This is a genomic window from Streptomyces wuyuanensis, from assembly GCF_900103455.1.
GTDB lineage: Bacteria > Actinomycetota > Actinomycetes > Streptomycetales > Streptomycetaceae > Streptomyces > Streptomyces wuyuanensis.
Genome location: NZ_FNHI01000027.1, coordinates 1 through 26735 on the forward strand (window position 1 = coordinate 1; position 26735 = coordinate 26735).

At 72.4% G+C, this 26735-nt stretch carries 22 protein-coding genes; 9 read left to right on the forward strand and 13 right to left on the reverse strand.

What is annotated here, in order from left to right:
• The first annotated feature begins 777 nt into the window (after nt 1–777).
• Entirely contained in the window at nt 778–1776 is a 999-nt protein-coding gene (gene trpS / locus BLT82_RS30805) for a tryptophan--tRNA ligase (protein ID WP_093660795.1), read from the forward strand.
• Here trpS and BLT82_RS30810 read toward each other — a convergent pair.
• Nucleotides 1743–2741 (reverse strand): GlxA family transcriptional regulator, encoded by a 999-nt coding sequence (locus BLT82_RS30810; RefSeq protein ID WP_093660797.1) that lies wholly within the window; start codon nt 2739–2741, stop codon nt 1743–1745. The two genes, trpS and BLT82_RS30810, sit on opposite strands and share 34 nt — an antisense overlap.
• Before the next feature lie 74 nt (nt 2742–2815).
• On the opposite strand from BLT82_RS30810, the gene BLT82_RS30815 reads away from it, so the two are divergent.
• Nucleotides 2816–3403: a cysteine hydrolase family protein gene (locus BLT82_RS30815; RefSeq protein ID WP_093660999.1), complete on the forward strand. Its 588-nt coding sequence runs from the start codon at nt 2816–2818 to the stop codon at nt 3401–3403.
• A gap of 180 nt (nt 3404–3583) precedes the next feature.
• Here the strand turns inward: BLT82_RS30815 and proC are convergent, their stop codons facing one another.
• The 6 genes from proC to BLT82_RS30850 all read right to left on the reverse strand — a co-directional run bounded on the left by proC (nt 3584) and on the right by BLT82_RS30850 (nt 9729).
• Entirely contained in the window at nt 3584–4393 is an 810-nt protein-coding gene (gene proC, locus BLT82_RS30820) for a pyrroline-5-carboxylate reductase (RefSeq protein WP_093661001.1), read from the reverse strand.
• Between the two features lie 136 nt (nt 4394–4529).
• On the reverse strand, nt 4530–5327 hold the full coding sequence (locus BLT82_RS30825; protein ID WP_093660799.1) for an ABC transporter permease: 798 nt from the start codon (nt 5325–5327) through the stop codon (nt 4530–4532).
• Nucleotides 5324–6106, reverse strand: a complete 783-nt coding sequence (locus BLT82_RS30830; RefSeq protein WP_404205581.1) for an ABC transporter ATP-binding protein — start codon at nt 6104–6106, stop codon at nt 5324–5326. Before BLT82_RS30830 ends, BLT82_RS30825 begins: the two co-directional genes overlap by 4 nt.
• Nucleotides 6107–6972: 866 nt before the next feature.
• Nucleotides 6973–7764, reverse strand: a complete 792-nt coding sequence (locus BLT82_RS30840) for a class I SAM-dependent methyltransferase (protein ID WP_093660803.1) — start codon at nt 7762–7764, stop codon at nt 6973–6975.
• Nucleotides 7765–7788: 24 nt separating this feature from the next.
• Nucleotides 7789–8355, reverse strand: coding sequence for a hypothetical protein (locus BLT82_RS30845; RefSeq protein ID WP_093660805.1), 567 nt, complete (start codon nt 8353–8355; stop codon nt 7789–7791).
• 1059 nt (nt 8356–9414) lie between these two features.
• Entirely contained in the window at nt 9415–9729 is a 315-nt protein-coding gene (locus tag BLT82_RS30850; protein WP_093660807.1) for an SH3 domain-containing protein, read from the reverse strand.
• Nucleotides 9730–9857: 128 nt separating this feature from the next.
• Here BLT82_RS30850 and BLT82_RS30855 point away from each other — a divergent pair, with 128 nt between their 5' ends.
• Nucleotides 9858–12020 carry a serine/threonine-protein kinase gene (locus BLT82_RS30855; protein WP_093660809.1) on the forward strand — a complete coding sequence of 721 codons (2163 nt, stop codon included), beginning with the start codon at nt 9858–9860 and terminating at the stop codon, nt 12018–12020.
• Between the two features lie 199 nt (nt 12021–12219).
• Here BLT82_RS30855 and ilvD read toward each other — a convergent pair whose 3' ends face one another.
• The 4 genes from ilvD to BLT82_RS30875 all read right to left on the reverse strand — a co-directional run bounded on the left by ilvD (nt 12220) and on the right by BLT82_RS30875 (nt 16832).
• Entirely contained in the window at nt 12220–14070 is a 1851-nt protein-coding gene (ilvD, locus tag BLT82_RS30860) for a dihydroxy-acid dehydratase (protein WP_093660811.1), read from the reverse strand.
• A gap of 340 nt (nt 14071–14410) precedes the next feature.
• Nucleotides 14411–15022: a TetR/AcrR family transcriptional regulator gene (locus BLT82_RS30865; RefSeq protein WP_093660813.1), complete on the reverse strand. Its 612-nt coding sequence runs from the start codon at nt 15020–15022 to the stop codon at nt 14411–14413.
• Nucleotides 15019–15876, reverse strand: a complete 858-nt coding sequence (locus BLT82_RS30870) for a sugar phosphate isomerase/epimerase family protein (RefSeq protein ID WP_093661005.1) — start codon at nt 15874–15876, stop codon at nt 15019–15021. The genes BLT82_RS30865 and BLT82_RS30870 overlap by 4 nt, the downstream gene beginning before the upstream one ends.
• A gap of 23 nt (nt 15877–15899) precedes the next feature.
• A complete protein-coding gene (locus BLT82_RS30875; protein WP_208868093.1) occupies nt 15900–16832 on the reverse strand; it encodes a Ppx/GppA family phosphatase in 933 nt (310 codons plus the stop codon).
• A gap of 40 nt (nt 16833–16872) precedes the next feature.
• Between BLT82_RS30875 and BLT82_RS30880 the strand changes: the two genes are divergently transcribed.
• The gene (locus tag BLT82_RS30880) at nt 16873–17703 is read left to right on the forward strand and encodes a DUF3109 family protein (protein WP_093660815.1); all 831 of its coding nucleotides are present in this window, start codon (nt 16873–16875) and stop codon (nt 17701–17703) included.
• 254 nt (nt 17704–17957) lie between these two features.
• On the opposite strand, the gene BLT82_RS30885 is transcribed toward BLT82_RS30880, so the two are convergent.
• The gene (locus BLT82_RS30885) at nt 17958–19703 is read right to left on the reverse strand and encodes a sigma-70 family RNA polymerase sigma factor (RefSeq protein ID WP_093660817.1); all 1746 of its coding nucleotides are present in this window, start codon (nt 19701–19703) and stop codon (nt 17958–17960) included.
• 363 nt (nt 19704–20066) lie between these two features.
• On the opposite strand from BLT82_RS30885, the gene BLT82_RS30890 reads away from it, so the two are divergent.
• The 3 genes from BLT82_RS30890 (at nt 20067) to disA (ending at nt 23779) form a co-directional block, all read left to right on the forward strand.
• Nucleotides 20067–20585 (forward strand): HEAT repeat domain-containing protein, encoded by a 519-nt coding sequence (locus tag BLT82_RS30890; RefSeq protein ID WP_093660819.1) that lies wholly within the window; start codon nt 20067–20069, stop codon nt 20583–20585.
• Between the two features lie 606 nt (nt 20586–21191).
• The gene (gene radA, locus BLT82_RS30900; RefSeq protein WP_093660821.1) at nt 21192–22601 is read left to right on the forward strand and encodes a DNA repair protein RadA; all 1410 of its coding nucleotides are present in this window, start codon (nt 21192–21194) and stop codon (nt 22599–22601) included.
• 44 nt (nt 22602–22645) lie between these two features.
• Nucleotides 22646–23779, forward strand: a complete 1134-nt coding sequence (gene disA / locus BLT82_RS30905) for a DNA integrity scanning diadenylate cyclase DisA (protein ID WP_093660823.1) — start codon at nt 22646–22648, stop codon at nt 23777–23779.
• A gap of 80 nt (nt 23780–23859) precedes the next feature.
• Here disA and BLT82_RS30910 read toward each other — a convergent pair whose 3' ends face one another.
• A complete protein-coding gene (locus BLT82_RS30910; RefSeq protein ID WP_093660825.1) occupies nt 23860–24687 on the reverse strand; it encodes a hypothetical protein in 828 nt (275 codons plus the stop codon).
• Between the two features lie 166 nt (nt 24688–24853).
• Between BLT82_RS30910 and BLT82_RS30915 the strand changes: the two genes are divergently transcribed.
• Both BLT82_RS30915 and BLT82_RS30920 read left to right on the forward strand, forming a co-directional pair.
• Nucleotides 24854–25597: a phosphatase PAP2 family protein gene (locus BLT82_RS30915; RefSeq protein ID WP_093660827.1), complete on the forward strand. Its 744-nt coding sequence runs from the start codon at nt 24854–24856 to the stop codon at nt 25595–25597.
• A gap of 22 nt (nt 25598–25619) precedes the next feature.
• On the forward strand, nt 25620–26570 hold the full coding sequence (locus BLT82_RS30920; RefSeq protein ID WP_093660829.1) for an HhH-GPD family protein: 951 nt from the start codon (nt 25620–25622) through the stop codon (nt 26568–26570).
• Nucleotides 26571–26735 lie beyond the last annotated feature (165 nt).

The following is a 26735-nucleotide window of genomic DNA, read 5'->3' on the forward strand; positions in this document are numbered from 1 at the left end:
GGAAGAGGAATAGTCTTCCCGGTTCACAGCGTCCTCGCTGTGTTTTTTCAAAGGAACCACGACCATCCGTGCGGATGGACGGGGTTATCAACATATCTGGCGTTGACTTTTGGCACGCTGTTGAGTTCTCAAGGAACGGACGCTTCCTTCGTACTCACCCGCAGAACATTCTCTGGGGCTTTCCTCCGGGCGCTTCCCTTCGGTGTTTCCAGCTTAGCAGATCCGATTTCCGTTTCCGCCACCCGCTGGAGCAGGCTGCCGGTCCGTTCTTCCGCTTTCGCGTTTCCCCTTTCCGGCGGTTCCGACTCTATCAGATCCTTTCGGGCCTGATTCCCAGTCAGAGGGGGTTGTCATTCCGGCCGCCGGGCCGTTCCGACGAGTGAGACTTTAGCGGAATCAATGCCCCCGACGCTAATCGGGGCGCGTTCGTTCGAACGCGGATTCCTCATTTCGCAATAGCGCACGGAAAGCGAGGCGACAGCGTGTCGCTCGCTTGGAGTGGGTCTTGCGGGATGGCTGTCCGGGGCCGACCTGGGTCGGTGCTCACGTCGGACAACCCGAAGGACTATACGGATCGGCGATTTGCGTGTCAACCTCGCTCCCGCGACGTACCCTCTGGTCATGACTGCGCACGCGTGCACCCTTCAGTGGTGGGCCGCCTGACGGCGGCCGACAGTCACGCGCGCATCCACGGCCGCCGCCTCGGCGGCCGTTCTTGTTCCTCCCTCGGGAACGCGGCCGCAGGCGGCGGCTCCGACAGGAGAGGGAGACGGACACATGACGCGGACCTTCAGCGGGGTCAAGCCGACCGGACATCTGACGCTGGGGAACTACCTCGGGGCCGTACGGCGGTGGGCCGAGACGGACCAGCACCGGTCCGACGCACTGTTCAGCATCGTGGACCTGCACGCCCTCACCGTCGAGCACGATCCGGCGCGGGTTCGCAGACTCAGCCGGCAGGCGGCGACCCTGCTGCTGGCCGCGGGACTGGACCCTGAGCTGTGCACCGTGTTCGTCCAGAGTCACGTGGACGAGCACGCCCGGCTCTCCTATGTACTCGAGTGCACGGCCACGGACGGCGAGATGCGGCGGATGATCCAGTACAGGGAGAAGGGGGCCCGGGCGCGTGCCGCGGGGGAGAGCGTCCGGCTCTCCCTGCTCACGTACCCGGTGCTGATGGCGGCGGACATCCTGGCGTACGCGACGGACGAGGTGCCTGTCGGTGACGACCAGGCCCAGCACGTGGAGCTGACGCGTGATCTGGCGATCCGGTTCAACCAGCGGTACGGGCACGTCTTCACCGTTCCGAAGGCCGTCCATCCCCAGGTGGCGGCGCGGGTGATGGACCTGCAGGACCCGACGTCCAAGATGGGGAAGTCCACGGACGGCGGGGCGGGCATCGTCTACCTGCTCGACGATCCGGACGTGGTCCGGCGCAAGATCATGCGCGCCGTGACGGACAGCGGCCGGGACGTCGCCTACGACCCCGGCACCCGGCCCGGTGTGGCGAATCTGCTGGAGATCCTCGCCGCCTGTGAGAACGGGAACCCGGAAGGCCTGGCCGGTGTATACGAGTCGTACGGCGCACTCAAGAAGGACACGGCGGAGGCGGTGGTGGAGTTGCTGAGGCCTTTGCGGAAGCGGCACGCGGAGCTGGCGGCCGATCCCGCGTACGTCGACGAGGTACTGAGGGCGGGGGCCGCGAGGGCCCGAGGACTGGCTCGTCCTCTGGTGGACCGCGCCTATCGGGCGATCGGGCTGCTTCCGCCCGGCTGACGGAAGGCGGCCCGGTAGTCGCGCGGGCTGGTGGCGAGGTGGCCGGCGAAGTGCTGGCGCATGGTCACCTCGCTGCCGAAGCCCGTGCGGCGGGCGACTTCGGGAATGGGGTGATCGGTGAGTTCCAGGAGCTTCTGAGCGGCGGCGACACGCTGGGTGATGAGCCAGTGGAGGGGGGTGGTGCCGGTGGTCGCCTGGAAGTGACGGGCGAAGGAGCGGGGCGACATGCCCGCGCGGGTGGCGAGTGAGGCAACGGTGTGCGGCTCCGCGAGGTGGGCGAGGGCGTAGTCGCGGACGGCGGCGAGAGTGTCGGCGTCGCGATCGGCACGGGGAGTGGGGTGCTCGATGAACTGGGCCTGGGTGCCCGTGCGGAAGGGGGCGGTGACCATCGAGCGGGCGATCGCGGCGGCGGCTTCGGCACCGTGGGTGACGCGGACCAGGTGGAGACAGAGATCGATACCGGCCGCCGTGCCGGCGGAGGTCCACATGTTGTCGTCGTGGAGGAAGAGCGCGTCGGGAACGACGGTGACCCGGGGATGGTGCTCGCGGAGGAGGTGCGTGAGGTTCCAGTGGGTGATCGCGCGGCGGCCGTCGAGCAGACCCGCCTGCGAGAGGGTGAAAGCGCCTCCGCAGAGTGCGGCGATCGGAGTGCCCCGGTCGTGGACGTGGCGGAGGGCTTCGAGGACCGGTGCGGGGGCGGGGGTGAGGTGGTCGTCGAGGCCGGGCACGACGACGAGGTCGGCGCGGCGCAGCCAGCCGAGGGTGCGATCGGGAGTGAGGCTCATACCGCCGCGCATGGGTACGGGTGTGCGGTCGGTGGCGGCGCGGCGGAGCTCGAAGGGAGGTACGCCGCGGTCGGTGCGGTCGACGCCCCAGACCTCGTTGATGACGGAGACGTCGAAGGCCCGGACACCCGGGAAGGCGAGGAGGGCGATGCGCTGAGGTGCTGCCGTCGGGGACGCCATGGTGGCAGTAAACCATCGATCGCTGGCTTTTGAGCCTCTGGGGCGGGCTTCGTCCCGGGGGCAGCATGGCGGGCATGGAGATCGCAGAGAATGCAGCGCTGGTCGTCGTGGATGTGCAGAAGGGATTCGAGGAGGAGGACTTCTGGGGACAGCGGAACAACCCGGGGGCGGACGAGAACATCGCCTCACTGATCGATGCGTGGCAGGCGAGCGGCCGGCCCGTCGTGTTCGTACGGCATGACTCGTCGAAGCCGGGGTCTCCGCTGCGGTCGGGCCGGTCGGGCAACGAGTTCAAGGACTATGTGGAGCAGAGGAGGGGGAAGGGCGGCGGACCGGAGCTGCTGGTGACGAAGACCGTGAACTCGGCGTTCTACGGGACCCCCGATCTGGGTGCGTGGTTCGGGTCCCAGGGAGTGCGGCAGTTCGTGGTGGCCGGGATCCAGACCAACATGTGCGCGGAGACCACGGCTCGGATGGGCGGGAACCTGGGGTACGAGGTGCTGTTCGCGCTGGATGCGACGTACACCTTCGACCTTGCGGGACCCTTCGGCTGGAGTCTGGGGGCCGATGAGCTGGCGCGGGCCACAGCCGTGTCGCTGCACGGCGGCGGGTTCGCGACGGTGGTGGCGACGGACGATCTGGTGGCTGCCGCCGGGAAGTGAGCGCCGACCCGCGGCTGGGCGCGGCGGTCCACCGGTGGTTCGGGGCAGTCGAGGGCGCCGTTCCGGCCGTCAGGGGATGCCCGTCCGGCCGTAGGGGCTGCCCCGGCGGCGACCGGATGCGGGTTCGCGGCTGCGGCTGCGCAGCCCTTGCGGCCGCGCAGCCTCTGCGGTCGCCCGGCTTCAGCCGTTGCCTGAGGCGAGTTCGCGGCTCCGGTCGCGTGCCGCTTCCAGCGCGGCGATGAGTGCGGCACGGACACCGTGGTTCTCGAGTTCGCGGATGGCGTTGATGGTGGTGCCGGCGGGGGAGGTGACGGCTTCGCGGAGCTTGACCGGGTGCTCGCCGGAGTCGCGCAGCATCACCGCGGCACCGATGGCGGCCTGGACGATCAGGTCGTGCGCCTGCGCCCGGGGCAGACCGAGGAGGATACCGGCGTCGGTCATGGCCTCGACAAGGAAGTAGAAGTAGGCCGGGCCGGAGCCCGAGAGGGCGGTGGCGGCGTCCTGCTGGGACTCGGGGACCCGAAGGGTCTTGCCGACACCGCCGAAGATCTCCTCGGTGTGGGCCAGGTGCTCGGCGGTGGCGTGGCTGCCACCCGAGATCACGGACATGCCCTCGTCGACGAGGACGGGTGTGTTGGGCATGACACGGACAACGGGGGTGTTGGGGGCGAGCCGGCTCTCGATCGTGGCGGTGGTGATGCCGGCGGCTGCGCTGATCACAAGGCGATCGGCCGAGACATGGGGGGCGAGCTCGTCGAGGAGCCTGTTCATGTCCTGGGGCTTGACGGCCAGGATGAGGGTGTCGGCCCGCTTGGCGGCGTCCGCGTTGGTGACGGCTTCGACGCCGTAACGGGTGCGGAGTTCCTCGGCACGGTCGGCCCGGCGGGCGGTGACCAGCAGGGCCGAGACGGGCCACCCGGCCCGGATCATGCCGCTGAGCAGGGCCTCGCCGATCTTGCCGGTGCCGAGGACTGCGACTGTCTGGGTCATGCGGGTCACCTCGCCGGGGTGGTGCGTGTGCACGTGGGGTCGTCCGTGTCCGTGGCCGGTCGCTCCCGGGTTCTTCCACGGACATGGACATCCTTGCACCGGGTCTGCGGTGATGTCGGCGCTGTCCGAGGTGCGGTCACGCGGTGCGGCGGCGGAGGGTGGCCGCGCCCAGGGAGAGGACGAGGAGGGCGCAGGCGGAGACGACGAGGACGTCGCGGAGGAAGTCGGCGGTGACGTCGGTGTGGCGGAGGACCTCGTTCATGCCGTCGACGGCGTACGACATGGGCAGCACGTTCGAGATGCCTTCGAGGACGGGCTGCATGTTGTCGCGGGCGGTGAAGAGGCCGCAGAGGAGGAGCTGGGGGAAGATCACGGCCGGCATGAACTGGACCGCCTGGAACTCGGATGCGGCGAAGGCGGAGACGAACAGGCCGAGGGCGGTGCCGAGCAGCGCGTCCAGCAGCGCGACCAGAAGCAGCAGCCAGGCGGATCCGACGACGTCGAGGCCGAGGAACCAGACCGCGAGCCCGGTCGCGAGGGCGGACTGGACGACGGCCAGCAGACCGAAGGCCAGGGCGTAGCCGGCGATGAGGTCGGCCTTCCCGAGGGGCATGGCGAGCAGGCGTTCGAGGGTGCCGGAGGTGCGCTCGCGCAGGGTGGCGATGGAGGTGATCAGGAACATCGTGATCAGCGGGAAGATGCCGAGCAGCGAGGCGCCGATGGCGTCGAACGTCTGCGGGCTGCCGTCGAAGACGTAGCGCAGCAGGAAGAGCATCAGGCAGGGGACCAGCAGCATCAGGGCGATCGAACGAGGATCGTGTCGCAGTTGCCGCAGAACCCGGGTGGCGGTGGCCAGGATGCGGGACAGGGAGTGCGCGAGACGCGGCGCCGACACTGTGGCGGGCACGGTCGTGGGTGTCGTGTGGGCGTTCATCGGGCGGTCTCCTGGAGGGCGTTGGCCGTGTCGACGAGGTGGAGGAAGGCGTCCTCGACGGTGGCGGTGTCGTTGCGGCGGCGGAGGGCTTCGGGGGTGTCGTCGGCGAGGAGTTCGCCTTCGCGCAGCAGGAGGAGCCGGTGGCAGCGCTCGGCCTCGTCCATGACGTGCGAGGAGACCAGGATCGTGGTGCCGCGTTCGGCGGCGATGCGGTGGAAGAGGTCCCACAGGTCGCGGCGCAGGACCGGGTCGAGGCCGACGGTCGGTTCGTCGAGCACGAGCAGTTCGGGTGCGCCGAGGAGGGCCACGGCGAGGGAGACGCGGCTGCGCTGGCCGCCGGAGAGCCTTCCTGCGAGGTCCCCGGCGTGCGCGGCCAGGTCCACGTCGGCGAGGGCCTGGGAGACATGGCGCCGGCGGCGTTCTGCGGCGGCGCGGCCGGGGTCGAGGACCGCGGCGAAGTAGTCCAGGTTCTGGCGGACGGTCAGATCGTCGTAGACGGAGGGAGCCTGGGTGACGTAGCCGATGCGTGAGCGCAGCGCGGCGTGGCCGGCGGGCCGGCCGAGGACGTCGAGGGTGCCGGTGACCTTGGCCTGGGTGCCGACGACGGCACGCATGAGGGTGGACTTGCCGCAGCCTGAGGGCCCGAGGAGTCCGGTGATCTGACCCGGCGGCACGTCGAAGTCGAGGTTGCGCAGGACGGGACGGGAACCGCGCACGACGGTGAGGGAGCGCGCATGGACGGCCGGTGCCGGAGTGCCCTCCGGCGGATTATTCATCATGCGATGAATAATCCATCCGGAGGGGGTTGGCGTCAAGATGCGGGACGCGCCGTCACGACATGCCCGGTGTCAGCGGGACGGCCCGGGGACGACGGGCGGCCGGCCCGAGAGGCCGGCGGCGGAGCGGACGGCCGCCTCACTGCCACGACAGGCCGGACGCCCCGTCAGAAGCCGGTCGCACGGCTCGTTGTGGAGGTGGGGGTGCACCGGACCCGTGCGTCCTGGCGGCGGAGGTTCATGCACCGGGCCGGGAAGCGGAGGTCCAGCAGCCGCGGCTCGGGCCCACGGAGCTCGGAAACGATCGACGAGGCGTTGTGCGGGCTCACAGGGTCCCGGTCGATCGACGAACCATGCGCGGCGGGCCCGGCCTCGGTGAACCTGCCGTGGCTCGTCTCCCGCGACGTACGCACGGAGTGCGCGGGCGAGCGCTGGGCCCGGCGACCCCGGGCGCGACACCGAGGAGGCGAGCGGGAGACCGGCGGCGGCAGGTTCGGTGTTCGGGGCAGTCAAGACCGCCGCCCGGCCCACTTCGTCGGCGCCGACGTCCCCGGGGGCGACGATCCGTCGGCCCTCCTCGATCCGTACGCCCCGTGACAGCAGGCGGCCAAGGACGCGACCCCGCGCGCGTTGCGAGAGGCACGGGAAGTACCGCCCACGCGCCACTGGCCCTGGGACTCGGCGAGTTCGGCGGCGGGCCCGATGCCTTCGGCAGGCCGCGAGGACCGCGACCCAACCCGGGCTGCCCTGGAGGCCCGCGTGCGGGCAGGCCGTCCGTCGCCTTCCGAGTCCGCCGACGAGTCGCCCATGCGCCTGACCCGCCGTCGCCCGTCTGGCGACTCCCTCACGGGAGGACCGGGAGGAGACGGTCAGGAGGAGGCGACGGTGACGGTCAGATCAACGGCGAACGCCTCTTCCACCGCGCCGTCGGGGAAGAGTTCCAGCAGCAGGGCGCGCTCGTCGGCCAGCACGGCCGCGGCCTCTCCGGGCCCGAGCGCAGCGAAGGACGAACGGCTGCCGAGATGTGCGAGGTGGGTGTCGAGCGGGATCCGGCGCGTCCAGTGCAGCCGGCGGAACACGGGCGCGAGTGCGGGGCACAGTCCGCGGACGATACGGGCGGCCTCGTCCGTGACCCCGTGTGCGTGGTACCCGGGGAGGCGGCGGGCCAGCCGTGCCTCCTGCTCCCGGGTCCAGGTCACGTCGGGGTCCGGCACGTTCCACCAGAGCGCCAGTGCGCCGTGCGGGCGGGCGAGGACGCGCAGGGCCTCGGGCACCGAGCGGGCGGGATCGGTCCAGTGCCAGGACTGGGCGTATGTGACGAGGTCCGCGCTGCCACCCGCGAACGGCAGGGCGTCGCCCAGCGCCCGCACCAGTGGGACGCGGGGGAGCACGCGGCTCAGCACCCCGGCCATGGCGGGGCCGGGTTCGACGGCGACGACGCGCGCGCCGCGGTCGCGCAGCAGACGGGTGGCGATGCCGGTCCCCGCGCCCACGTCGACGACGCGGGAGCCCTGAAGGGGTCTTCCGGTCAGTTCCTCGATCGCGTCGAGGAGGGCGGGCGGATAGCCGGGGCGGGCCGCCTCGTACTGGTCGGCGACGGACTCGAACGGGAAGCGGTGGCCGTGGGCGTCAGGCCCCGGCCGCTGTACCGCGTGCGTCATGCGCCCCATCATGACGCGGCGCGGTCATTTGCGCTTGGGCTTCTTGCGGGCCGCCGGGTTCCCGGTGCGTGCGCCGCGGCGCTTCTCGTACTGGGTGACGGCCGACTCGTACTCCCCGCGCCGCAGCTTCTCCCCCGGCGCTTCGGTGAGCGAGCGGAAGAAGTAGGCGAGCAGCGCTCCGATGAATCCGATCATCCGCAGGCTGCGCAGGGACTCGTCGCGCGCGGGGTCGGCCGGGCGGCGCGAGAAGCCCTCCCAGGTCTTGCGGAAGGCGATGGCGCTGCACACCGCGAAGGTCACGATCACGAGCAGGTTGACGAAGCCGCCGACCCGGGCGGTCTCCAGGCCCTGGTAGGCGAACCGCAGGACGAGGCATCCGGCGACCGCCGCGGCGAGCGAACCGGCCGCGACGGCGACGCGACGCAGGACGTATCCGCCGTCGTGGTGGAGCCAGGTGGTGCCGAAGAACCTGATCTCCTCGGGCTGCGGCCCGACGCGGCCACTGCTCCCGGCGCCCGAGTCGCCGCCGGGTCCGGGAGCGGAGCCGGGGGTTCGGCTGCGGTGGGGGCTGTCTTCACGGTTCTCGCTCACGCACCCGATTATCCCCGGCCGCCCACGGCCCCGGCGCTCGGCCGGGGCACCCGCGCGGGCACGCGGCCCGGCCCCGTGTCCCGAGCGGCCCGAGCACCGTCCACCGGGCCCCGCCGTCGACGGGCCCGCCGGGCGGCCCCGGGGCAACGGCGACGGCGATTACCCGACACGGACGGCGTTGTCCCGCGGCCGCCGCGGGCAGGAGGCGCGGCGGGCAGCTGAGGCGGTCGCGTTTCGCCGCGGAGTACTCGGCAGCGGAGACGACGGCGCCCACTCCCGTGGTCTGCGCGAACGACGTCACGCAGACGGTGGAGACGCCGCGCCCGGTGCTCGGCCGAGGGTCACCGGAGCGCGGTCGCGGGAGCGCAGGCCGGTTGCCCAGTTGTGCGGCCCGGCGGTGGGACAGCTCACGGCGTGATGGCCCGTTGCCGCCCGCCTCCGCCCTGGTGCCGGAGAGGAACCGGCCGCCTGCGATCTCGTCCCGCAGCATCGACGCGCCGTGAGCGCCGGTGACCGTCCCCGCCCGGGCCACCTGCACCGCATCCGCCAGGTTCCACGCACCGTACGAACCGGTGACCGCCCCGCCCCGCCACCGGCATCGGTCGGCGGGCTCGACCGGTACCGCAGCACCTCGCCGGTTCGTGGAAGGCGCCGGATCCCGCTGCGGACGTTGAGCCGGGTGCCGACGCCGGGCGCCGACACGGGACGCGCCGGGCGCCGCTTGCCGAGCGGAGCGACCGTGGTCGCCGGAACGCGGGCACGCTGCCGACATGAGACGAAGGCACCGCGGCCGCCGGCGGGTGGCCGACCCGATCACCGGGCGGAGCGGCCGCGGCCGCCGGGCTCACCGAGCGCCCCGGACCGGGCCCGTCCGCGAGGAGCCGCGTCGCCGCCGGTCCGCACCGGGGCAGGTGCCCGGTCAGGCACAGCGGAGGTCCAGGTGCCCGGTCAGGCACAGCGGAGGGTCAGGCGCAGCGGAGGGTCCAGGTGCCCGGTCAGGCACAGCGGAGGTCCAGGTGCAGCGGAGGGTCAGGCGCAGCGGAGGGTCCAGGTGCCCGGTCAGGCGCAGCGGACGGCGACGTAGCCGTCGGTGCCCGTGTTCACATAGGCGTCGGACACGAACTGGCCGTTGGCGATGTTGTCCCACAGGTTCGACGTGCCGTACGGGCCCGTCACCCTCTCCCCCGGCTTCTGGCAGTTGATCGGCACACGTGCGCCGTACTGCAGCACTCTGACGACCTGGTACTGAGTACCGGGCCCGCTGCGGACGTTCACGCGGTAGCCGGGGGCGACCGCGTAGCGTCTCGCGGCGCGCGGTTCGGCGAGCGCCTCGGGCTCCGCCTCTTCCACGCCTTCGATTCCTTCGACGGCCATGACGGCCTCCCCCGCGGTCCGAAAGTCATGCTTGCGCCCCGCAGGCTAGCAAGCCCCCACCGACTCGTACGCGCCATCGACTAGGCTCCGTGAGTCGCGCTTGCGGACAGAGAACACGGGGGTGGACGATGCCGCCGCTGCGCAGCACCGGGCCTGTCCCGGAAGCGGAACATCCTGAGTACGCCGGGCAGTACCGCCTCGAGCGGTGTCTGGGATCGGGCGGTATGGGTGTCGTACATCTGGCCACTTCGGCGTCCGGACTGCGTCTCGCCATCAAGGTCGTCCATGCGGAACACGCCACGGACCCGGAGTTCAGGGCTCGTTTCCGGCAGGAAGTGGCCGCCGCCCGCAGGGTGAGCGGTGCCTTCACCGCGCCCGTCGTGGATGCCGACCCGGCAGCGGGGCGCCCTTGGATGGCGACGCTGTTCATCGAGGGACCGACGCTGGCCGAACGCGTCAAGCGGAACGGGCCGTTGAGCGTCGACGAGCTGCGCAGGGTGGGCGCCGGGCTCGCGGAGGCACTGCGCGACATCCACCGCGCGGGTGTCGTCCACCGCGATCTCAAGCCGAGCAACGTGCTGCTCGCGGCCGACGGCCCGAAGGTCATCGACTTCGGCATCTCCCGGCCCTCGGACAGCGATCTGCGCACGGAGACCGGGAAGTTGATCGGCACCCCGCCGTTCATGGCTCCGGAGCAGTTCCAGCGGCCGCGGGACGTCGGCCCCGCGGCCGACCTGTTCGCGCTGGGCGCGGTCCTGGTCCACGCGGCGACGGGACGGGGGCCCTTCGACTCCGGCAGTCCGTACATCGTCGCCTACCAAGTCGTACACAACGAGCCCGACTTGACCGGAGTACCCGAGGAGCTGGCCCCGCTCCTGGCCCGCTGCCTGGCCAAGGACCCCGCCGAACGGCCCGCGCCGGACGAGGTGATGGCCGAGCTGCGCACCCCGGTGGGGGAGGTGGCGACGGCGTTCATACCGGTGCAGCGAGTACCGGCGGACGAACGACAGCCGACGGGCCGGGGCCCCGGCCCCGCCGAGGAGGAAGAGCCCGGACCGGCCGCCCGGCCGCGTCGGCGCCTCGTCCGGTACGCCGCCGTCGGCAGCCTCCTCGTCGGTCTGCTCGCCGGCGCGTACGCAGGCATCCGCATGGCGGCGCACGACGGCGCCCGCGCCGCCGGCGCGCCGGTCGCCCACCGCGGCGAGCCTGCCTTCACCGGCTGGCAGACCTCCCTCTCGAAGGGCTCCGACTCCCTGCGGACGGCCGCGTGTTCGTCCCACGGCGGGGCCCTCTACTGCGCGGCGCCGGGCGTCATGGCGACCCGCCTCGCCGCGCTCGACGGCAAACCGGTGTGGACGCGCGGGTCCGTGGGCTCCGGAGCCGGTGCGGGGCCGGAGGGAGACGCGGGTTACGAGGCCAGGACCCCGGTGCTCTCGGGCGGTCTGCTGCACGTCACCACGGCCGGTGGACAGCGCCTCGAAGCCCTCGACCCGGAATCGGGCGCCACGCGCTGGACCGCGGCCATCGGTCCGTACGCGACGGTCGGCCACGCCGAAGGGTGCGTCCTGCTGGCGGGCGCTGACGGGAACGTACGGGCCCTGGACGGCACGACCGGCGAGGAGCTGTGGCGGAAGCGACGGGGCGCACCGGGCACGCAGTGGGCGCCGGGCCCGCGCGGTTCGGGAACGGTCTTCGCGGTCACCCCCGGTGCCGACGGCGCCGGCACACTCGTCCGGGTTATCGCGACGCGTGACGGCTCGGTGCGCTGGGAGAAGCGGCTGACCGGCTCGCTGTCCCCGGTGCCGTCGGCCTCGGAAGGGGCGCTCTTCCTCCTGGCCGCCGACTCCGACGACTTCACCACGGCCGTCGTGCGCCTCGACACGAACACTCGCGGGGTTCGTCGTGTCCCGCTGCCCGTCGACGTCGACCAGGCCCAGGCCGCCGTGGCCGGCAGCACGGTCTACCTGGCGGGGACGGGAGGATCGCTGCTCGCCGTGGACACCGCGGCCGGAGGCGGTCAGCGCTGGCGGCTGGAGACGTACGTGGCCCAGTCCTCGCGACCGGTCGTCGACGGAGACCGGATCTATCTGAGCGGAGCCGACGGGCGGCTCCTGGCCGTCGACGCGGAACGCGGTGTGCTGCTCGGTCAGACGGATCCGCGGATGAACTCGGGACGCTCCACCTACACGTCCGCTCTGCCGGCACCCGCCACCGCCTCCGGCAAGGTCTTCGCGACCGCGCCCGACGGCACCGTGTTCGCCGTGGACGCCGCCGACCCGGGACGCTGGTAGGCGGCCGGACACGACCGGGCCACCGCCGGACGGACGGACGGGCAGACGGGCAGACGGGCAGACGGGCAGACGGGCAGACGCGAACGCCCCGGCGCACGACCGGACACCGCAAAGCCCACCGGGCAGCCACCGGGCAGCCGGACACGGCGAAGCCCCACCGGCCCGAGGCCGACGGGGCTGCCGCAGCGAACCGGTGTGGTCAGCCGAGCCTGTCCACGTCCCGCACCGCGCCCTTGTCCGCGCTCGTCGCCATCGCCGCGTACGCCCGCAGCGCCGCGGAGACCTTGCGCTCGCGGTTCTTCGGGGCATAGACGCCGCCCAGGGCCTCGCGGCGGGCGGCGAGCGTGGCGTCGTCGACGAGGAGCTCGATCGAGCGGTTCGGGATGTCGATGCGGATGCGGTCGCCGTCCTCGACGAGGGCGATGGCTCCGCCGGACGCGGCCTCCGGAGAGGCGTGGCCGATGGACAGGCCCGACGTGCCGCCGGAGAAGCGGCCGTCGGTGACGAGCGCGCAGGCCTTGCCCAGGCCGCGGCCCTTCAGGAAGGAGGTCGGGTAGAGCATCTCCTGCATGCCGGGGCCGCCGCGCGGGCCCTCGTAGCGGATGACGACGACGTCGCCCTCCTTGATCACCTTGGAGAGGATCTTGTCGACGGCCTCGTCCTGCGACTCGCAGACGACGGCCGGGCCCTCGAAGGTCCAGATCGACTCGTCGACGCCCGCCGTCTTCACGACGCAGCCGTCCTCGGCGATGTTGCCCCTGAGCACGGCGAGGCCGCCGTCCTTGGAGTAGGCGTTCTCGACGGAGCGGATGCAGCCGCCCTCGGCGTCGACGTCCAGCGACTCCCAGCGCTCGGACTGCGAGAACGCGGTGGCGGAGCGGACGCAGCCGGGGGCCGCGTGCCACAGCTCGACGGACTCGGCGGACGGGGAGCCGCCGCGGACGTCCCAGGTCTTGAGCCACTCGGCCAGCGACGCCGAGTGGACGGTGTGGACGTCCTCGTTCAGCAGTCCGCCCCGGTAGAGCTCGCCGAGGATGGCGGGGATCCCGCCGGCCCGGTGGACGTCCTCCATGTAGTACGTGCCGCCCGGGGCGACGTTGGGGGCGACCTTGGCCAGGCACGGCACACGGCGCGAGACCGCGTCGATGTCGGTCAGGTCGTAGTCGAGCTCCGCCTCCTGGGCGGCGGCGAGCAGGTGCAGGATCGTGTTCGTCGAGCCGCCCATGGCGATGTCGAGGGCCATGGCGTTCTCGAAGGCCTCGCGGGTGGCGATGTTGCGCGGGAGGACGGACTCGTCGCCCTCCTCGTAGTAGCGCTTGGTGATCTCGACGACCGTGCGGCCCGCGTTCTCGTACAGCGCGCGGCGGGCGGTGTGGGTGGCGAGGACCGATCCGTTGCCGGGCAGGGACAGGCCGATGGCCTCGGTCAGGCAGTTCATCGAGTTGGCGGTGAACATGCCGGAACAGGAGCCGCAGGTCGGACAGGCGTTCTCCTCGATCCGCAGCACGTCCTCGTCCGAGACGTTCTCGTTGACCGAGTCGACGATGGCGTTGATCAGGTCGAGCTTGCGGACCGTGCCGTCGACGAGGGTGGCCTGGCCGGCCTCCATCGGGCCGCCGGAGACGAAGACCGCCGGGATGTTGAGCCGCATGGCGGCCATCAGCATGCCCGGGGTGATCTTGTCGCAGTTGGAGATGCAGATCAGGGCGTCGGCGCAGTGCGCCTCGACCATGTACTCCACGGAGTCGGCAATGAGGTCGCGCGACGGCAGCGAGTAGAGCATGCCGCCGTGGCCCATCGCGATGCCGTCGTCGACCGCGATCGTGTTGAACTCGCGGGGCACCGCGCCCGCGGCCAGGATCGCGTCCGAGACGATCCGGCCGACCGGGGCGAGATGGGTGTGCCCGGGGACGAACTCCGTGAAGGAGTTGGCGACCGCGACGACCGGCTTGCCGATGTCCGCACCGGCTACGCCGGAGGCCCGCATAAGGGCGCGGGCGCCCGCCATATTGCGGCCGTGGGTGACTGTGCGGGACCTCAGCTCGGGCATCGTCGCTCGCTCCTTCAGACAGTTCTGGCTTTCTCGAGCGTACGCCGATGCTCCAAGATCTGGACGTCTTGTCCGGAATGCGGGACAGAGGTCCGCGTTTCGGTCAAGCCCCCAGCCGGACCGCAGCCTGACCGGCCGCCGCCGCGCCGCACGCGACGGCCCGGCTCCCATCGGGGAGGCGGCAGCGGGCCGTGGTCCCGCGCCCCCTCCGTACCCGGACCGCACCGCCCGGATACGGGCCGGACGAGCGCTCGGGTCCGGGCGCGGTCCCGGGGCGCGGAAGCGCGCGCAGCCCGTGTGCCCTCGCCCCGGACCGGGCCGACCGGCTCACGGCCGGGACTCAGGCCGCGGTGAGGTACCTCTGCAGCGTCGGCGCGACCATGGCGACGATCTCCTCCGGATCCACGGTGGCCAGCGGCTCCACCTGGACCACGTACCGCAGGATGGCGATGCCGATCATGTGCGAGGCGGCCAGCTCGGCCCGGAACTTCGGGTCCGGTACGTCCAGGTCGGCCGCGATCCGCTCCAGCATCCGCCGCAGGACGAAGCCGCGCAGCACCTTGGCCGCCGCCTCGTGCGTCAGCGCGGACCTGAGGATCGCGAGCAGCGGGGCGCGCGTCACCGGGTTCTCCCACACCCCGATGAAGTAGCGGGCCAGCCGCTCGCCGACGCCGTCCTTGCCCTCGCCGAGGATCGCCGGCACCACCAGGGCCGGCTCGAAGGAGACCTCGATGGCGGCCGCGAAGACCTCGTCCTTGGTGCCGAAGTAGTGGTGGACGAGAGCTGCGTCGACCCCCGCGGCCTTGGCGATTCCCCGGACGGAGGTCTTGTCGTAACCGCGCTCGGCGAACTCCGTGCGGGCCGCTTCGAGGATCCGCTCCCGGGCGCCGGGACCGGTCTCCGCCTCGGTTCGGGCGGGCCGGCCGCGCCGCCTGGGCGCCCCGCCGGTCATGATCGGCCCGGACCCGCCGTGCCGGGGAGACCACCCTGGGACGGCGCGTTCGCCGAGGCCAGGTGGAGCCGGGTGAAGGCCAGCGCCTCCGCGAGGTCGGCCTCGCGCTCCGCGGCCGACATCGCCCGCCGGGTGTTGACCTCGATCACGACATGGCCGTCGAAGCCGCTGCCTGCCAGGTGCTCCAGCAGTTCCGCGCACGGCTGGTCGCCGCGCCCCGGCACCAGGTGCTCGTCCTTCGCCGAGCCCTTGCCGTCCGCGAGGTGGACATGGCCGAGCCGGTCGCCCATCCGGTCGACCATCGCGAGGGTGTCCGTACGGGACGTCGCCGTGTGCGACAGGTCGATCGTGAAGTGCCGGTAGTCCTCTTTGGTGACGTCCCAGTCCGGCGCGTAGGCGAGCATCTCGCGGTCCCGGTAGCGCCACGGGTACATGTTCTCGACGGCGAAGCGCACGTCCGTCTCGTTCGCCATCCGCCAGATGCCGGAGACGAAGTCCCGGGCGTACTGCCGCTGCCAGCGGAACGGCGGATGGACGACGACCGTGGACGCGCCGAGCTTCTCGGCGGCCGCCTGGGCGCGCTGGAGCTTCACCCAGGGATCGGTGGACCAGACGCGCTGGGTGATGAGCAGGCACGGCGCGTGGACGGCCAGTATCGGCACCTCGTGATAGTCCGAGAGCCGGCGCAGCGCCTCGATGTCCTGGCTGACCGGGTCGGTCCAGACCATGACCTCGACGCCGTCGTAGCCGAGGCGCGCGGCGATCTCGAAGGCCGTCGCCGTCGACTCCGGGTACACGGAGGCCGTCGACAGGGCGACCTTCGCATCCGGGATGCGCACCACTGGTTCTGCCACGAGGGACAGATTACGGGCCCGCATCAGAGGGTGGGGAGGTGATCCAGCCGCCGCAGGATCACACCCTCGCGGAGCGCCCAGGGGCAGATCTCCAGCTCGTCGACGCCGAAGAGGTCCATCGCACCCTCCGCGACCAGCGCTCCTGCCAGCAGCTGGCCGGCCCGGCCCTCGGAGACGCCGGGCAGACTGGCACGCTGGGCGGCCGTCATCGCGGCGAGCTTCGGAACCCACTCCTCCAGTGACTTCCGACTCAGTTCGCGCTGGGTGTACACACCCTCGGCGGAGCGGGCGGCTCCGGCGATCCGGGCGAGCTGCTTGAAGGTCTTGGAGGTGGCGACGACGTGGTCCGGCCGGCCGAGCCGGTTGAACTCGCCGACCGTACGGGCGATCTGTGCCCGTACATGGCGGCGCAGCCCGCGCACGTCCTCCGGGTCGGGCGGGTCGCCGGGCAGCATCCCCGCGGTCAGCCGGCCGGCGCCGAGCGGCAGGCTGACGGCGATGTCCGGGTCCTCGTCGATCCCGCAGGCGATCTCCAGCGAGCCGCCGCCGATGTCGAGCACCAGCAGCTTGCCCGCCGACCAGCCGAGCCAGCGGCGGGCGGCCAGGAACGTCAGCCGGGCCTCCTCGTCGCCGGTGAGGACCTGGAGGTCGATTCCGGTCACCGCCTTCACCCGCGACAGGACGTCGTCGGCGTTGGCGGCCTCCCGCACCGCGGAGGTCGCGAACGGCAGCACGTCCTCGCAGCCCTTGTCCTCGGCGGCCTGAAGGGCGTCGTTGAGCGTGCCGATCAGCCGGTCGACGCCGTCGGGGCCGATGGCCCCGTCGCCGTCGAGCAGCTCCGCCAGGCGCAGCTCCGCCTTGTGGGAGTGGGCGGGCAGCGGCCGGGCGCCGGGGTGGGCGTCCACCACCAGAAGGTGCACTGTGTTCGAACCGACGTCGAGGACTCCGAGTCTCATGTACGGAACGCTACTGCGGCGACGCGCATACGCTGGAGTCGTGCCAAAGACGAAAAAGGCGAAGCCGGACAAAGCCGAGCCGAAGAAGCCCACCGTCAACTCTCACCGCCCTCCGGACGCCGAACCGGACGAGAAGGGCCTGGACTTTGCGCGGGCCTGGGTCGAGTTCCCGGACCCGGCGGACGACGAACAGATCTTCCGCTGCGATCTGACCTGGCTGACCTCGCGCTGGAACTGCATTTTCGGCAGCGGCTGCCAGGGCATCCAGGCGGGCCGGGCGGACGACGGCTGCTGCACGCTCGGCGCGCACTTCTCCGACGAGGACGACGAGAAGCGGGTCGCCGAGCATGTGGCACGTCTCACCCCCGAGCTCTGGGAGTTCCACGACGTCGGCCGTGCGTCGGGCTGGGCCGAGGTCAACGAGGACGGGGACCGGCAGACGCGGCGCTGGAAGGGCTCCTGCATCTTCCAGAACCGACCGGGCTTCGCGGGCGGCGTGGGCTGCTCCCTGCACATCCTGGCGCTCAAGGAGGGCAAGGAGCCGCTGGAGACCAAGCCCGACGTCTGCTGGCAGCTGCCGATCCGCCGCACGTACGACTGGATCGAGCGGCCCGACGACACGCGGGTCCTCCAGGTCTCGATCGGCGAGTACGACCGCAGGGGCTGGGGCCCCGGGGGCCATGACCTGCACTGGTGGTGCACGTCGGCGACCTCGGCGCACGGTGCGGGCGATCCGGTCTACGTCACCTATCGGCCCGAACTGACCGAGCTGATGGGCAAGGACGCGTACGACGTGCTCGTGGAGCTGTGCGAGGCGCGGCTGGCCTCGCAGCTGCCCCTGGTGGCTCCGCACCCGGCGGATCCCGTCTGAGGGCCGTCCCGCGCAGGCGGTTCGCGCTCCGACCGCCGCGCCGGCGGCCTCGGGCCCGCCGCTCCTGCGGGAAGTCGCGGTCGTGGCGGAGCGTATGACCGCGGCCGCCCGCGTTCCCCGGCCGGGCGGACACCCGACCTCGGCCGCACGGCGCGGGGCCGCTGCTCCCGGACGGTGTCGCGGCGGCGGCCCCTGCAGGGCGGCCCCCCGGGAGCACAGCACCTCGCGCTCCCGGTGACGGGAGAAACGCTTCGTCAGCCGGGCGTGGCCGGGGCCTCGCTCAGCGGCGGCGGAGACGGGTCGGTCGAGGACGGCGGCGGCTCCGAGGCGGGCGGCGGTTCCGACGAAGGTGGCGGCTCCGAGGACGGCGGCGGCTCCGACGGCGGAGGCTCGGACGACGGCGGCGGTTCCGTCGAGGGCGGGGGCTCCGTGGACGGCGGGGGCTCCGACGGCGGAGGCTCGGACGACGGCGGCGGGGTCTGCGGCGTTCCCTGGCCCCGGATCTGCAGGACCGTTCCGGCGGGGTCGATACCGACACGGGCGCTCCAGGGACCGGCCGGCTCTGCCGCGTGGTCCACGTGGACACGGACGACGACCGACTCCCCCGGAGCCAGCTTGCCGGTGGTGCGGTCGGCGTACAGCCATGGCGCGTCCGTCCACAGGGACCAGGAGACCGGTGCGCCGCCGGAGGCGGTGAGGGTCAGCATCGTGGCCTCGCCGTAGGGCCGTGCCTCGACGGAGAGCCGGCCGGAACCGTGTCCCGCCGCCGCGGCGCCGGGAGGGACGCCGGGGCTGATCACCTCGACGGTGACTCCCCCGGTCCCCGGGCCCGGCAGGCCGTCCGCGACCCGGGGATCCGGACCCTCCCGACGCGCATTGCCGGCGTTCTCGTAGCGGTCGTACGGCATACCGCCCAGGGACTGCGGTTCGTCGGCCTCGCTCGCGGAGACCGAGGAGCCGTCGCGCGCCTCGCCGGTCAGCGGGGCACCCCGGTAGGCCGCCCAGAGGGCGAGCACGGGCGCGGCGACGACGGTCGCGACCACGGTGGTGGTGACGGCGCGGGCCCGCAGCCGGCCGCGCCGCGCGGCGTGGTCCTTGGGGTCCAGGGGGAAGCCGTCGCGGCCGAAGCGGGGCGCGGCGGCGCGGGCGCGCGGGACGTGCAGCATCGCCGCGTGCGCCTCGGCGCGGGGTGCGACGACCAGCGGGAGCGCGGCGGGGGTGACGGTCGAGCCCGGCCACGGTCCCGCGGCGCCGGCGCGCTCGGCCGCTCTGCGGCAGCGCGGGCAGTCGTCGACGTGGCGGACGAGCTCGCGCCGCAGCGCGGCGGAGAGCAGCACCCGGCGGTCCTCGGTGAGCCGGGCGACGGAGGGGCAGTTCCCGGTCTCGACGACGGCGAGCGCGGCACGGGTGCGCTCCACCTCACAGGCGGCGGACGAGAGCAGTTCTCGCGCGGTGGCCGCCTCCATCCCGAGCACGGCGGCGACGTCCCGGTAACCGAGCCGGTGCCGTACGGCCAGTTCCAGTGCCTCGCGCTGTTCGGGGGTGGTGCCCGCGGCCTCGGGCCAGGCCAGCCGGGCGAGCTCCGCCCGGTGCCGGTCCTCGGTCTCCGGGGACACCGGGGTCTCTTCCTGCCGCTCCGGCGCCTGGGCGCCGGCGGCACGGCTCCCGGTACGCGCCGCGTGCGCGCCCGCCCCCTGGCGCCTGCGACGGCGCTGTTCGCCCAGCGCCCGCAGGCAGGCCCAGCGGGCGAGCGCGTACAGCCACGCCTTCCGCCGTTCCTCCTCGGCCGGTCCCCGCCCGCGGTGCCGCTCGGCGACCGCCAGGACCTCGCCGAGCACGGCCGTCGCGGCGTCGTGGTCGCACAGCACGGACAGGCAGTAGGTGAACAGCCCGTCCAGATGGGGCTCGTACCGCGCGGGCGGGGTCTGCCCGAGCGTCGGCCGGGGCGCACGACGGTGTGCGCGGTGTGCGCCGGTGGTTTGCGCGGGGGGCTCCAGCATGCTGCTCGTCACCCGGCGACCGTAGGCAGCGGCTGGCACACCCTTCGCGCGACTTGAGCACATTTAATCCATACGGGTGATGCGATCCCTCGAAAGAGAACAGGCGCATTTGCCACGGTGCGGGTGATTGTGCTTATCAACGTGGCCTATGCGCACCGCATGTGCTGCCGTCACCGGGCACGTGCGCTCCGGGCATCGGAACCCCCGTCCGGGTGCCCGTGGACAGGGGGAGAGCCGTTATTTGGGAGTTGCGGTATTCCCGGGTGGCTCTGTTCGCGAGATTCGGGAGGCACCCGCTGAGAATGATCTTGCTAGGGTCCACCCAAGTGCTGGGGCGTTCAGCGCACGGGAGGTGGTCAGGCGATGACCCCTGAGGAGCAGGATCTGGTCAAGGGTCTGGTGTTCGTACCGGGTAAGGGCCGGAGGCGTACGCTCGACGAGGTGTTCGCCCACTTCGGCGAGTCCGACGGTGGGGCCTTGGCGCTCCGTCTGCTCCGGGACGCCATGGAGCGCCGGGACGCCGACGACGTCGGGATGGCGTTGATCGTGAAGGCCTCCGCCGACGCCTCGGGTGAGGAGTTCCTGGAGCCGTTGATCGAGCTGTCCCGTGCCGACTGGCACACGCGCCACGAGGACGTCGTGCGAATGCTGGGCAAGCTCCGCTCGCCCAGCACGGTGCCGACGCTGGTCGAGGCGACTCGCTGGGTTCCCGAGTACCTGGACTGGGACGAGAACCGGGCGCTCGCGGTGAAGGCGATCTGGGCTCTCGGCGCCATTCCCGGCGCGGAGGCCCGGGAAGCCCTCGAGGGGTTCCGCGACGACGAGAACGAGATCATCCGCGAGAACGTGCTGAAGCAGCTCGCACGCCGCGGCGAGCTCTGACCGCGGAGCTGTAGCACTTCATCCGGAACGCCCGACCGAGTTTCCTCGGCCAGCCGTTCCGACCAAGATCAATCTCGCCAGGATTTCCTGTACCTCAACTACTCACGGGATGTCGCACAAACCACCCGCCGGGCCGTGAGTGACTCCCAAACTCAACGGACAGCAGATGTCCACCACTTCGGGAGGCACCACCGTCTGGCGCTGTTCGATTGCGGAGGCATGATCACCCGAAGGTCGGAGGCTGAGCCTCGGCGTCTTCTGCTGGCTGATCAGAAGAGGCGTGCGCGTGTCCTGCGTGAGGTTCTCAAGATCTCGCGCAGCCACTGGCTGCGGACGGCTGGTAGCCGGACCAGGGTGTGCCAGAAGATTCCCGGGTCGGGTCTGAAGAGGCTGCAGGGGTGCGGTGCGGGCGGATCGTCGCGTAGGACGCCGTCGGGCATGACGCCCGACGCGGGGGCGGGCAGGTGCGGCTCAGGGAAAGCCAACCACCACCACACCCCGAACGGCAGGGGCACCGGGGGTGCCGAGGCGGCACGCCGGATGTTGCATCGGCTGGAATAGCGCCCATTCGGCGCGTTGTCGGTGTGCGCCGCTACGGTTTCCCGCATGGCTGCCCGTACGAAGACCTCCAAGGACCGGCCGTCCTACCGCTGCACCGAATGCGGATGGACGACCGCCAAATGGCTCGGCCGCTGCCCCGAATGCCAGGCGTGGGGCACGGTGGAGGAGTACGGGGCGCCCGCGGTCCGCACGACCGCCGTCGGCCGGGTCACCAACGCCGCCCTGCCCATCGGCCAGGTGGACGGCCGGCAGGCGACCGCTCGCACGACCGGTGTCGACGAGCTGGACCGGGTGCTCGGCGGCGGGCTGGTCCCGGGCGCCGTGGTGCTCCTCGCGGGCGAACCGGGCGTCGGCAAGTCCACGCTCCTGCTCGACGTCGCGGCGAAGGCGGCGAGCGACGACCACCGCACGCTCTATGTGACGGGCGAGGAGTCCGCGAGTCAGGTCCGGCTGCGAGCCGACCGGATCGGCGCGCTGAACGACCATCTCTACCTCGCCGCCGAGACCGATCTGTCCGCGATCCTCGGCCATCTCGACGCCGTCAAGCCCTCCCTGCTGGTCCTCGACTCCGTCCAGACGGTGGCCTCCCCCGAGATCGACGGGGCGCCCGGCGGGATGGCGCAGGTCCGGGAGGTTGCCGGCGCGCTGATCCGCGCCTCCAAGGAGCGGGGCATGTCCACGCTGCTGGTGGGCCACGTCACCAAGGACGGCGCGATCGCCGGTCCGCGTCTGCTGGAGCATCTCGTGGACGTGGTGCTCCACTTCGAGGGCGACCGGCACGCGCGGCTGCGGCTCGTACGGGGCGTCAAAAACCGGTACGGAGCCACGGACGAGGTCGGCTGCTTCGAGCTGCACGACGAGGGGATCACCGGACTCGCCGACCCCAGCGGCCTGTTCCTCACCAGGCGCGACGAGCCGGTACCGGGCACCTGCCTCACGGTGACGCTCGAGGGCCGCCGCCCCCTGGTCGCCGAGGTGCAGGCGCTGACCGTCGACTCGCAGATCCCCTCTCCCCGGCGCACCACCTCCGGGCTGGAGACCTCCCGGGTGTCGATGATGCTGGCCGTGCTGGAGCAGCGCGGCCGGATCAGCGCCCTGGGCAAAAGGGACATCTACAGCGCGACAGTCGGCGGTGTGAAGCTCTCCGAGCCCGCCGCGGACCTCGCGGTCGCACTGGCGCTGGCCTCCGCGGCGAGCGACACCCCGCTGCCGAAGAACCTGGTGGCGATCGGCGAAGTGGGCCTCGCCGGCGAGGTGAGACGCGTCACGGGCGTCCAGCGCCGGCTGGCCGAGGCGCACCGTCTGGGCTTCACCCAGGCGCTGGTCCCGTCCGATCCGGGCAAGGTCCCGCCTGGTATGAAGGTCACGGAAGTCGCCGACATGGGGGACGCGCTGAGAGTGCTCCCACGCGGGCGTCGAGCAGAGGCCCCACGGGCGGACGACCCGCGCCGGTAGACTTTGCCCTGGTCTCGCCCGCCCGTACGAGCCGGAGGAGTGCAGTGGCAGCCAACGACCGGGGCTCAGCACCCGGAAAGTCCGGCGGAGGCCCCGGGGGATCCGGCACGGACGCGCTGATGCGCGCCTCGCTCAGTGCGGTCGCCCCGGGCACCGCTCTGCGTGACGGTCTCGAGCGCATTCTTCGGGGCAGCACGGGCGGTCTCATCGTCCTGGGAATGGATAAATCGGTCGAATCCATGTGCACGGGCGGCTTCGTGCTCGACGTGGAGTTCACGGCCACCCGGCTGCGCGAGCTGTGCAAGCTCGACGGTGCGCTGATCCTGGACAAGGACATCACCAAGATCCACCGGGCCGGTGTCCAGCTCGTCCCCGACGCGTCGATCCCGACCGAGGAGACCGGCACCCGGCACCGCACCGCGGACCGCGTGTCCAAGCAGTGCGGCTTCCCCGTCGTCTCCGTGTCCCAGTCGATGCGCCTCATCGCGCTCTACGTGGACGGCGAGCGGCGAGTCCTGGAGGAGTCCGCGGCGATCCTCTCCCGGGCCAACCAGGCGCTGGCCACGCTGGAGCGCTACAAGCTCCGGCTGGACGAGGTCGCCGGCACCCTCTCGGCCCTGGAGATCGAGGACCTGGTGACGGTCCGCGATGTGACGGCGGTCGCGCAGCGGCTGGAGATGGTGCGCCGCATCGCCACGGAGATCGCGGAGTACGTGGTGGAACTCGGGACCGACGGCCGGCTCCTCGCGCTCCAGCTCGACGAGTTGATCGCCGGCGTGGAGCCGGAGCGCGGGCTCGTCATCCGCGACTACGTCCCGGAGCCGACCGCCAAGCGCTCCCGCACGGTCGACGAGGCGCTCGCCGAGCTCAACGACCTGACCCATGCAGAACTGCTTGAACTGCCCATCGTGGCGCGCGCCCTGGGGTACAGCGGCTCGCCCGAGACCCTGGACTCCGCGGTCTCCCCGCGCGGTTACCGGCTGCTCGCCAAGGTGCCGCGACTGCCCGGAGCGATCATCGAGCGGCTCGTCGAGCACTTCGGCGGCCTGCAGAAGCTGCTGGCCGCGAGCGTCGACGACCTCCAGGCGGTCGACGGCGTCGGTGAGGCCCGCGCCCGCAGCGTCCGCGAAGGTCTGTCCCGCCTCGCCGAGTCGTCCATCCTGGAGCGCTACGTCTGACGGGCCCGGCGGGCGCCTGGCGAAGCGGCGCTTGCCTCTTCGTGACACCGCATCGGCCGCCGTGCGGGCCGGAGCCGGTACTAGTCCTTCTCCAGCCGGAACGACGCCGGCGCCACCGACGCCCCCGGGAACGCCGCCTCCAGCAGGTACGAGCCCGGTGCGGCGGGAGCGGCCGGCGGGGTCGCGCACTGCGGTGCGCTCCTGCGGCGGTCCCAGTCCACGGTGTGGGTCACGGTCCGGCCCGCCGGGACCTTCAGGAGGAGGGAGGCGCCGGCGGTCGGGCAGTCCTTCGAGGACCACACCTTGTCCTTCTCGCCGTCGTCGATGGACGACACGGTCAACACCGCCTTCCCGGGCCCGAGATCGGCCTTGCAGGTGACGGACGAGCCGTTGTGCACGGAGAGTTCGAACTGCGGCTTCTGTCCCGGCGCGTAGGCGGGCCTGACGCTGCGTACCGTCAACTCGACGGCTCCCGGGGCGCAGTCGGGGAGTGAGGAGCCCGCCGGGACCTGCTCGGCCCGGCCGGTACCACCGCCGTTCGCCGCGCCGCCGTTCGCTGCGCCGCCGGCGCCGGGATCGCCGTTCTTGCCGTCGCCGCCGCCGGTCTCCGCACCCGTGCCCGCGTCGCCGCCCGTGCCGTCGCCACCACCGGTACCGTCCGACTCATCGCGGCCGCCGGGCTGTTCACTGATCGCGGGACCCGAACCGCTGGGGCCCGGCGTGATGGAGGGTGCGGGCTTGGCGCCGCCCGGCTTGCCGTCGTCGCCCGTGCCGCCGCCGGGGTCACCGGAGCTGACGGCCCATGCGATCAGCAGTGCGAGCAGCGCGAACAGCAGCAGCGCGACCGCCCTTCGCCGCCAGTAAATGGAGGAGGGAAGGGGCCCGACCGGATTGCGCAGAGATCCCACGTACCGAACTGTACGAGAGATCGGCGGGCAACTCCGGCCCCACCCGCCGCTCATGGCTCCCGAATGTGCCGATCATCATCATGCGCCCCTGATTCCGGTTGCCTGGAAAGGGGTTCGGCCGACCGCGGCGGGTGGGTGGCGCCCTCGCCCGCGTACGGTCCTGGTCATGGACAGCGACATCTCCGGCGGCTTGTACCGCGATCTCACCGACTACGCCCGCTCCACCCCGCACTGGGTGCACGACGCCGCCGAACTCTGGACGGAGGCGGGCCTGCTGCTCTTCGGCGCGCTCTTCGCGCTGGCGTGGTGGCGGGCACGGGGCCTGGAAGCGGGCCGGATGGCCCTGGCCCTGCTGGCCCCGCTCGCCACCGCGACGGGCTATGCGTGCAGTGAGTCCCTGAAGTCGCTGGTGGACGAGGAGCGTCCGTGCCGCGCCGTCGCGGGGGCCGCCGTGTCACTGGTGCCGTGCCCGCCGACGGGCGACTGGTCGTTCCCGAGCAACCACTCGGCGATCGCCGGCGCGGCGGCGGCCGCGCTCGTGGTCGTACGGCCGCGGATCGCGTGGCTCACCGTTCCCATGGCCCTGCTCATGGCCTTCTCCCGCGTCTTCGTAGGAGTGCACTACCCGCACGACGTGGCCGCGGGCCTGCTGCTGGGCGGAATCGTCGCCGTGGTGTCCGTGCGGGTGCTGACCCGGCCGGCCACGTCACTCGTCGCGACCGTCCGCACCAGCCGCTCCCCGCTGGCGCAGTGGTTCGCGGGCCCCGGGCCCGCCGGGGAGACGGGTCCCGGCGCTGGCTTCCCCGCCGCGGACGCCGGTGTGAAATACACCGATCCGGACGCGGCCGTGTACTCCGACCCGGACCCCCTCGCGGGCCGCCCGGAGCGCATACGCCGCGTCCGGCGCTGAACATGCCAGGATCGGAGGTGCCATGACTGCGACCGAGATGCCCTCCTCCGTGACCGACGTCCCCTCCGACCCGGACGGTGTACCCGGCGCCGCCGAGGCCGCCGCCGAGCTCCACGACCCCGTCCTCGCCTGGTTCGACCAGCACGCCCGTGACCTGCCCTGGCGCCGCCCCGAGGCCGGTGCCTGGGGTGTGATGGTCAGTGAGTTCATGCTGCAGCAGACCCCCGTCAACCGGGTGCTCCCGGTGTACGAGCAGTGGCTGGCCCGCTGGCCCCGCCCCGCGGACCTGGCCGCCGAGGCTCCGGGCGAGGCCGTGCGCGCCTGGGGCCGCCTGGGCTACCCCCGCCGGGCGCTGCGGCTGCACGGAGCCGCGGTCGCGATAACGGAGCGGCACGGCGGTGACGTACCCAGCGAGCACGCCCAGCTGCTCGCCCTGCCCGGAATCGGCGAGTACACGGCCGCTGCCGTGGCGTCGTTCGCGTACGGGCAGCGGCACCCGGTCCTGGACACCAACGTCCGCCGGGTGTTCGCCCGCGCCGTCACCGGCGTCCAGTACCCGCCGAACGCGACGACGGCGGCCGAGCGCAGGCTGGCGCGCGCGCTGCTGCCGGACGACGAGCCGAGGGCGGCCCGCTGGGCCGCCGCCTCCATGGAACTGGGCGCCCTCGTCTGCACGGCCCGCAACGAGGACTGCGGGCGCTGCCCCGTCGCCGGGCTGTGCGCCTGGCGCCTCGCCGGCAAGCCGGCGCACGACGGACCGCCCCGTCGCGGCCAGACCTACGCCGGCACGGACCGGCAGGTGCGCGGCAAGCTCCTCGCGGTGCTCCGGGAGGCCGTGCGGCCGGTGCCGCGCGCCGTGCTCGACCGGGTCTGGGACGAACCCGTCCAGCGGGCCCGCGCCCTGGACGGCCTGGTCTCGGACGGTTTGGTCGAGCCCCTGGAGAATGATCGGTTCCGGTTGCCTCTGACCTGAGAATCGGTGGCCGACCCCGCCTGTTACACAACCGATGGACGGCCGTGCGTCCTCCGACGGCTTCTCCGCACAGCCTCGTGACAACTGCTCCGTAATTTCTTGTGGCGTAAGCGAGACCACGGAAACACACGGCTTGTCACGGGGCTGGAACGGGGAACGGAGGCG

Excerpts from the sequence above, each read along its gene's own strand:
- BLT82_RS30890 (WP_093660819.1), top strand. The coding sequence starts at position 20,067 with ATGACCCCTGAGGAGCAGGATCTGGTCAAGGGTCTGGTGTTCGTACCG.
- BLT82_RS30865 (WP_093660813.1), bottom strand. The coding sequence starts at position 15,022 with ATGACCGGCGGGGCGCCCAGGCGGCGCGGCCGGCCCGCCCGAACCGAG.
- ilvD (WP_093660811.1), bottom strand. The coding sequence starts at position 14,070 with ATGCCCGAGCTGAGGTCCCGCACAGTCACCCACGGCCGCAATATGGCG.
- BLT82_RS30815 (WP_093660999.1), top strand. The coding sequence starts at position 2,816 with ATGGAGATCGCAGAGAATGCAGCGCTGGTCGTCGTGGATGTGCAGAAG.
- BLT82_RS30830 (WP_404205581.1), bottom strand. The coding sequence starts at position 6,106 with ATGATGAATAATCCGCCGGAGGGCACTCCGGCACCGGCCGTCCATGCG.
- BLT82_RS30855 (WP_093660809.1), top strand. The coding sequence starts at position 9,858 with ATGCCGCCGCTGCGCAGCACCGGGCCTGTCCCGGAAGCGGAACATCCT.
- BLT82_RS30810 (WP_093660797.1), bottom strand. The coding sequence starts at position 2,741 with ATGGCGTCCCCGACGGCAGCACCTCAGCGCATCGCCCTCCTCGCCTTC.
- BLT82_RS30825 (WP_093660799.1), bottom strand. The coding sequence starts at position 5,327 with ATGAACGCCCACACGACACCCACGACCGTGCCCGCCACAGTGTCGGCG.
- BLT82_RS30915 (WP_093660827.1), top strand. The coding sequence starts at position 24,854 with ATGGACAGCGACATCTCCGGCGGCTTGTACCGCGATCTCACCGACTAC.
- BLT82_RS30885 (WP_093660817.1), bottom strand. The coding sequence starts at position 19,703 with ATGCTGGAGCCCCCCGCGCAAACCACCGGCGCACACCGCGCACACCGT.
- BLT82_RS30920 (WP_093660829.1), top strand. The coding sequence starts at position 25,620 with ATGACTGCGACCGAGATGCCCTCCTCCGTGACCGACGTCCCCTCCGAC.
- proC (WP_093661001.1), bottom strand. The coding sequence starts at position 4,393 with ATGACCCAGACAGTCGCAGTCCTCGGCACCGGCAAGATCGGCGAGGCC.
- radA (WP_093660821.1), top strand. The coding sequence starts at position 21,192 with ATGGCTGCCCGTACGAAGACCTCCAAGGACCGGCCGTCCTACCGCTGC.
- BLT82_RS30840 (WP_093660803.1), bottom strand. The coding sequence starts at position 7,764 with ATGACGCACGCGGTACAGCGGCCGGGGCCTGACGCCCACGGCCACCGC.
- BLT82_RS30850 (WP_093660807.1), bottom strand. The coding sequence starts at position 9,729 with ATGGCCGTCGAAGGAATCGAAGGCGTGGAAGAGGCGGAGCCCGAGGCG.
- trpS (WP_093660795.1), top strand. The coding sequence starts at position 778 with ATGACGCGGACCTTCAGCGGGGTCAAGCCGACCGGACATCTGACGCTG.
- BLT82_RS30875 (WP_208868093.1), bottom strand. The coding sequence starts at position 16,832 with ATGAGACTCGGAGTCCTCGACGTCGGTTCGAACACAGTGCACCTTCTG.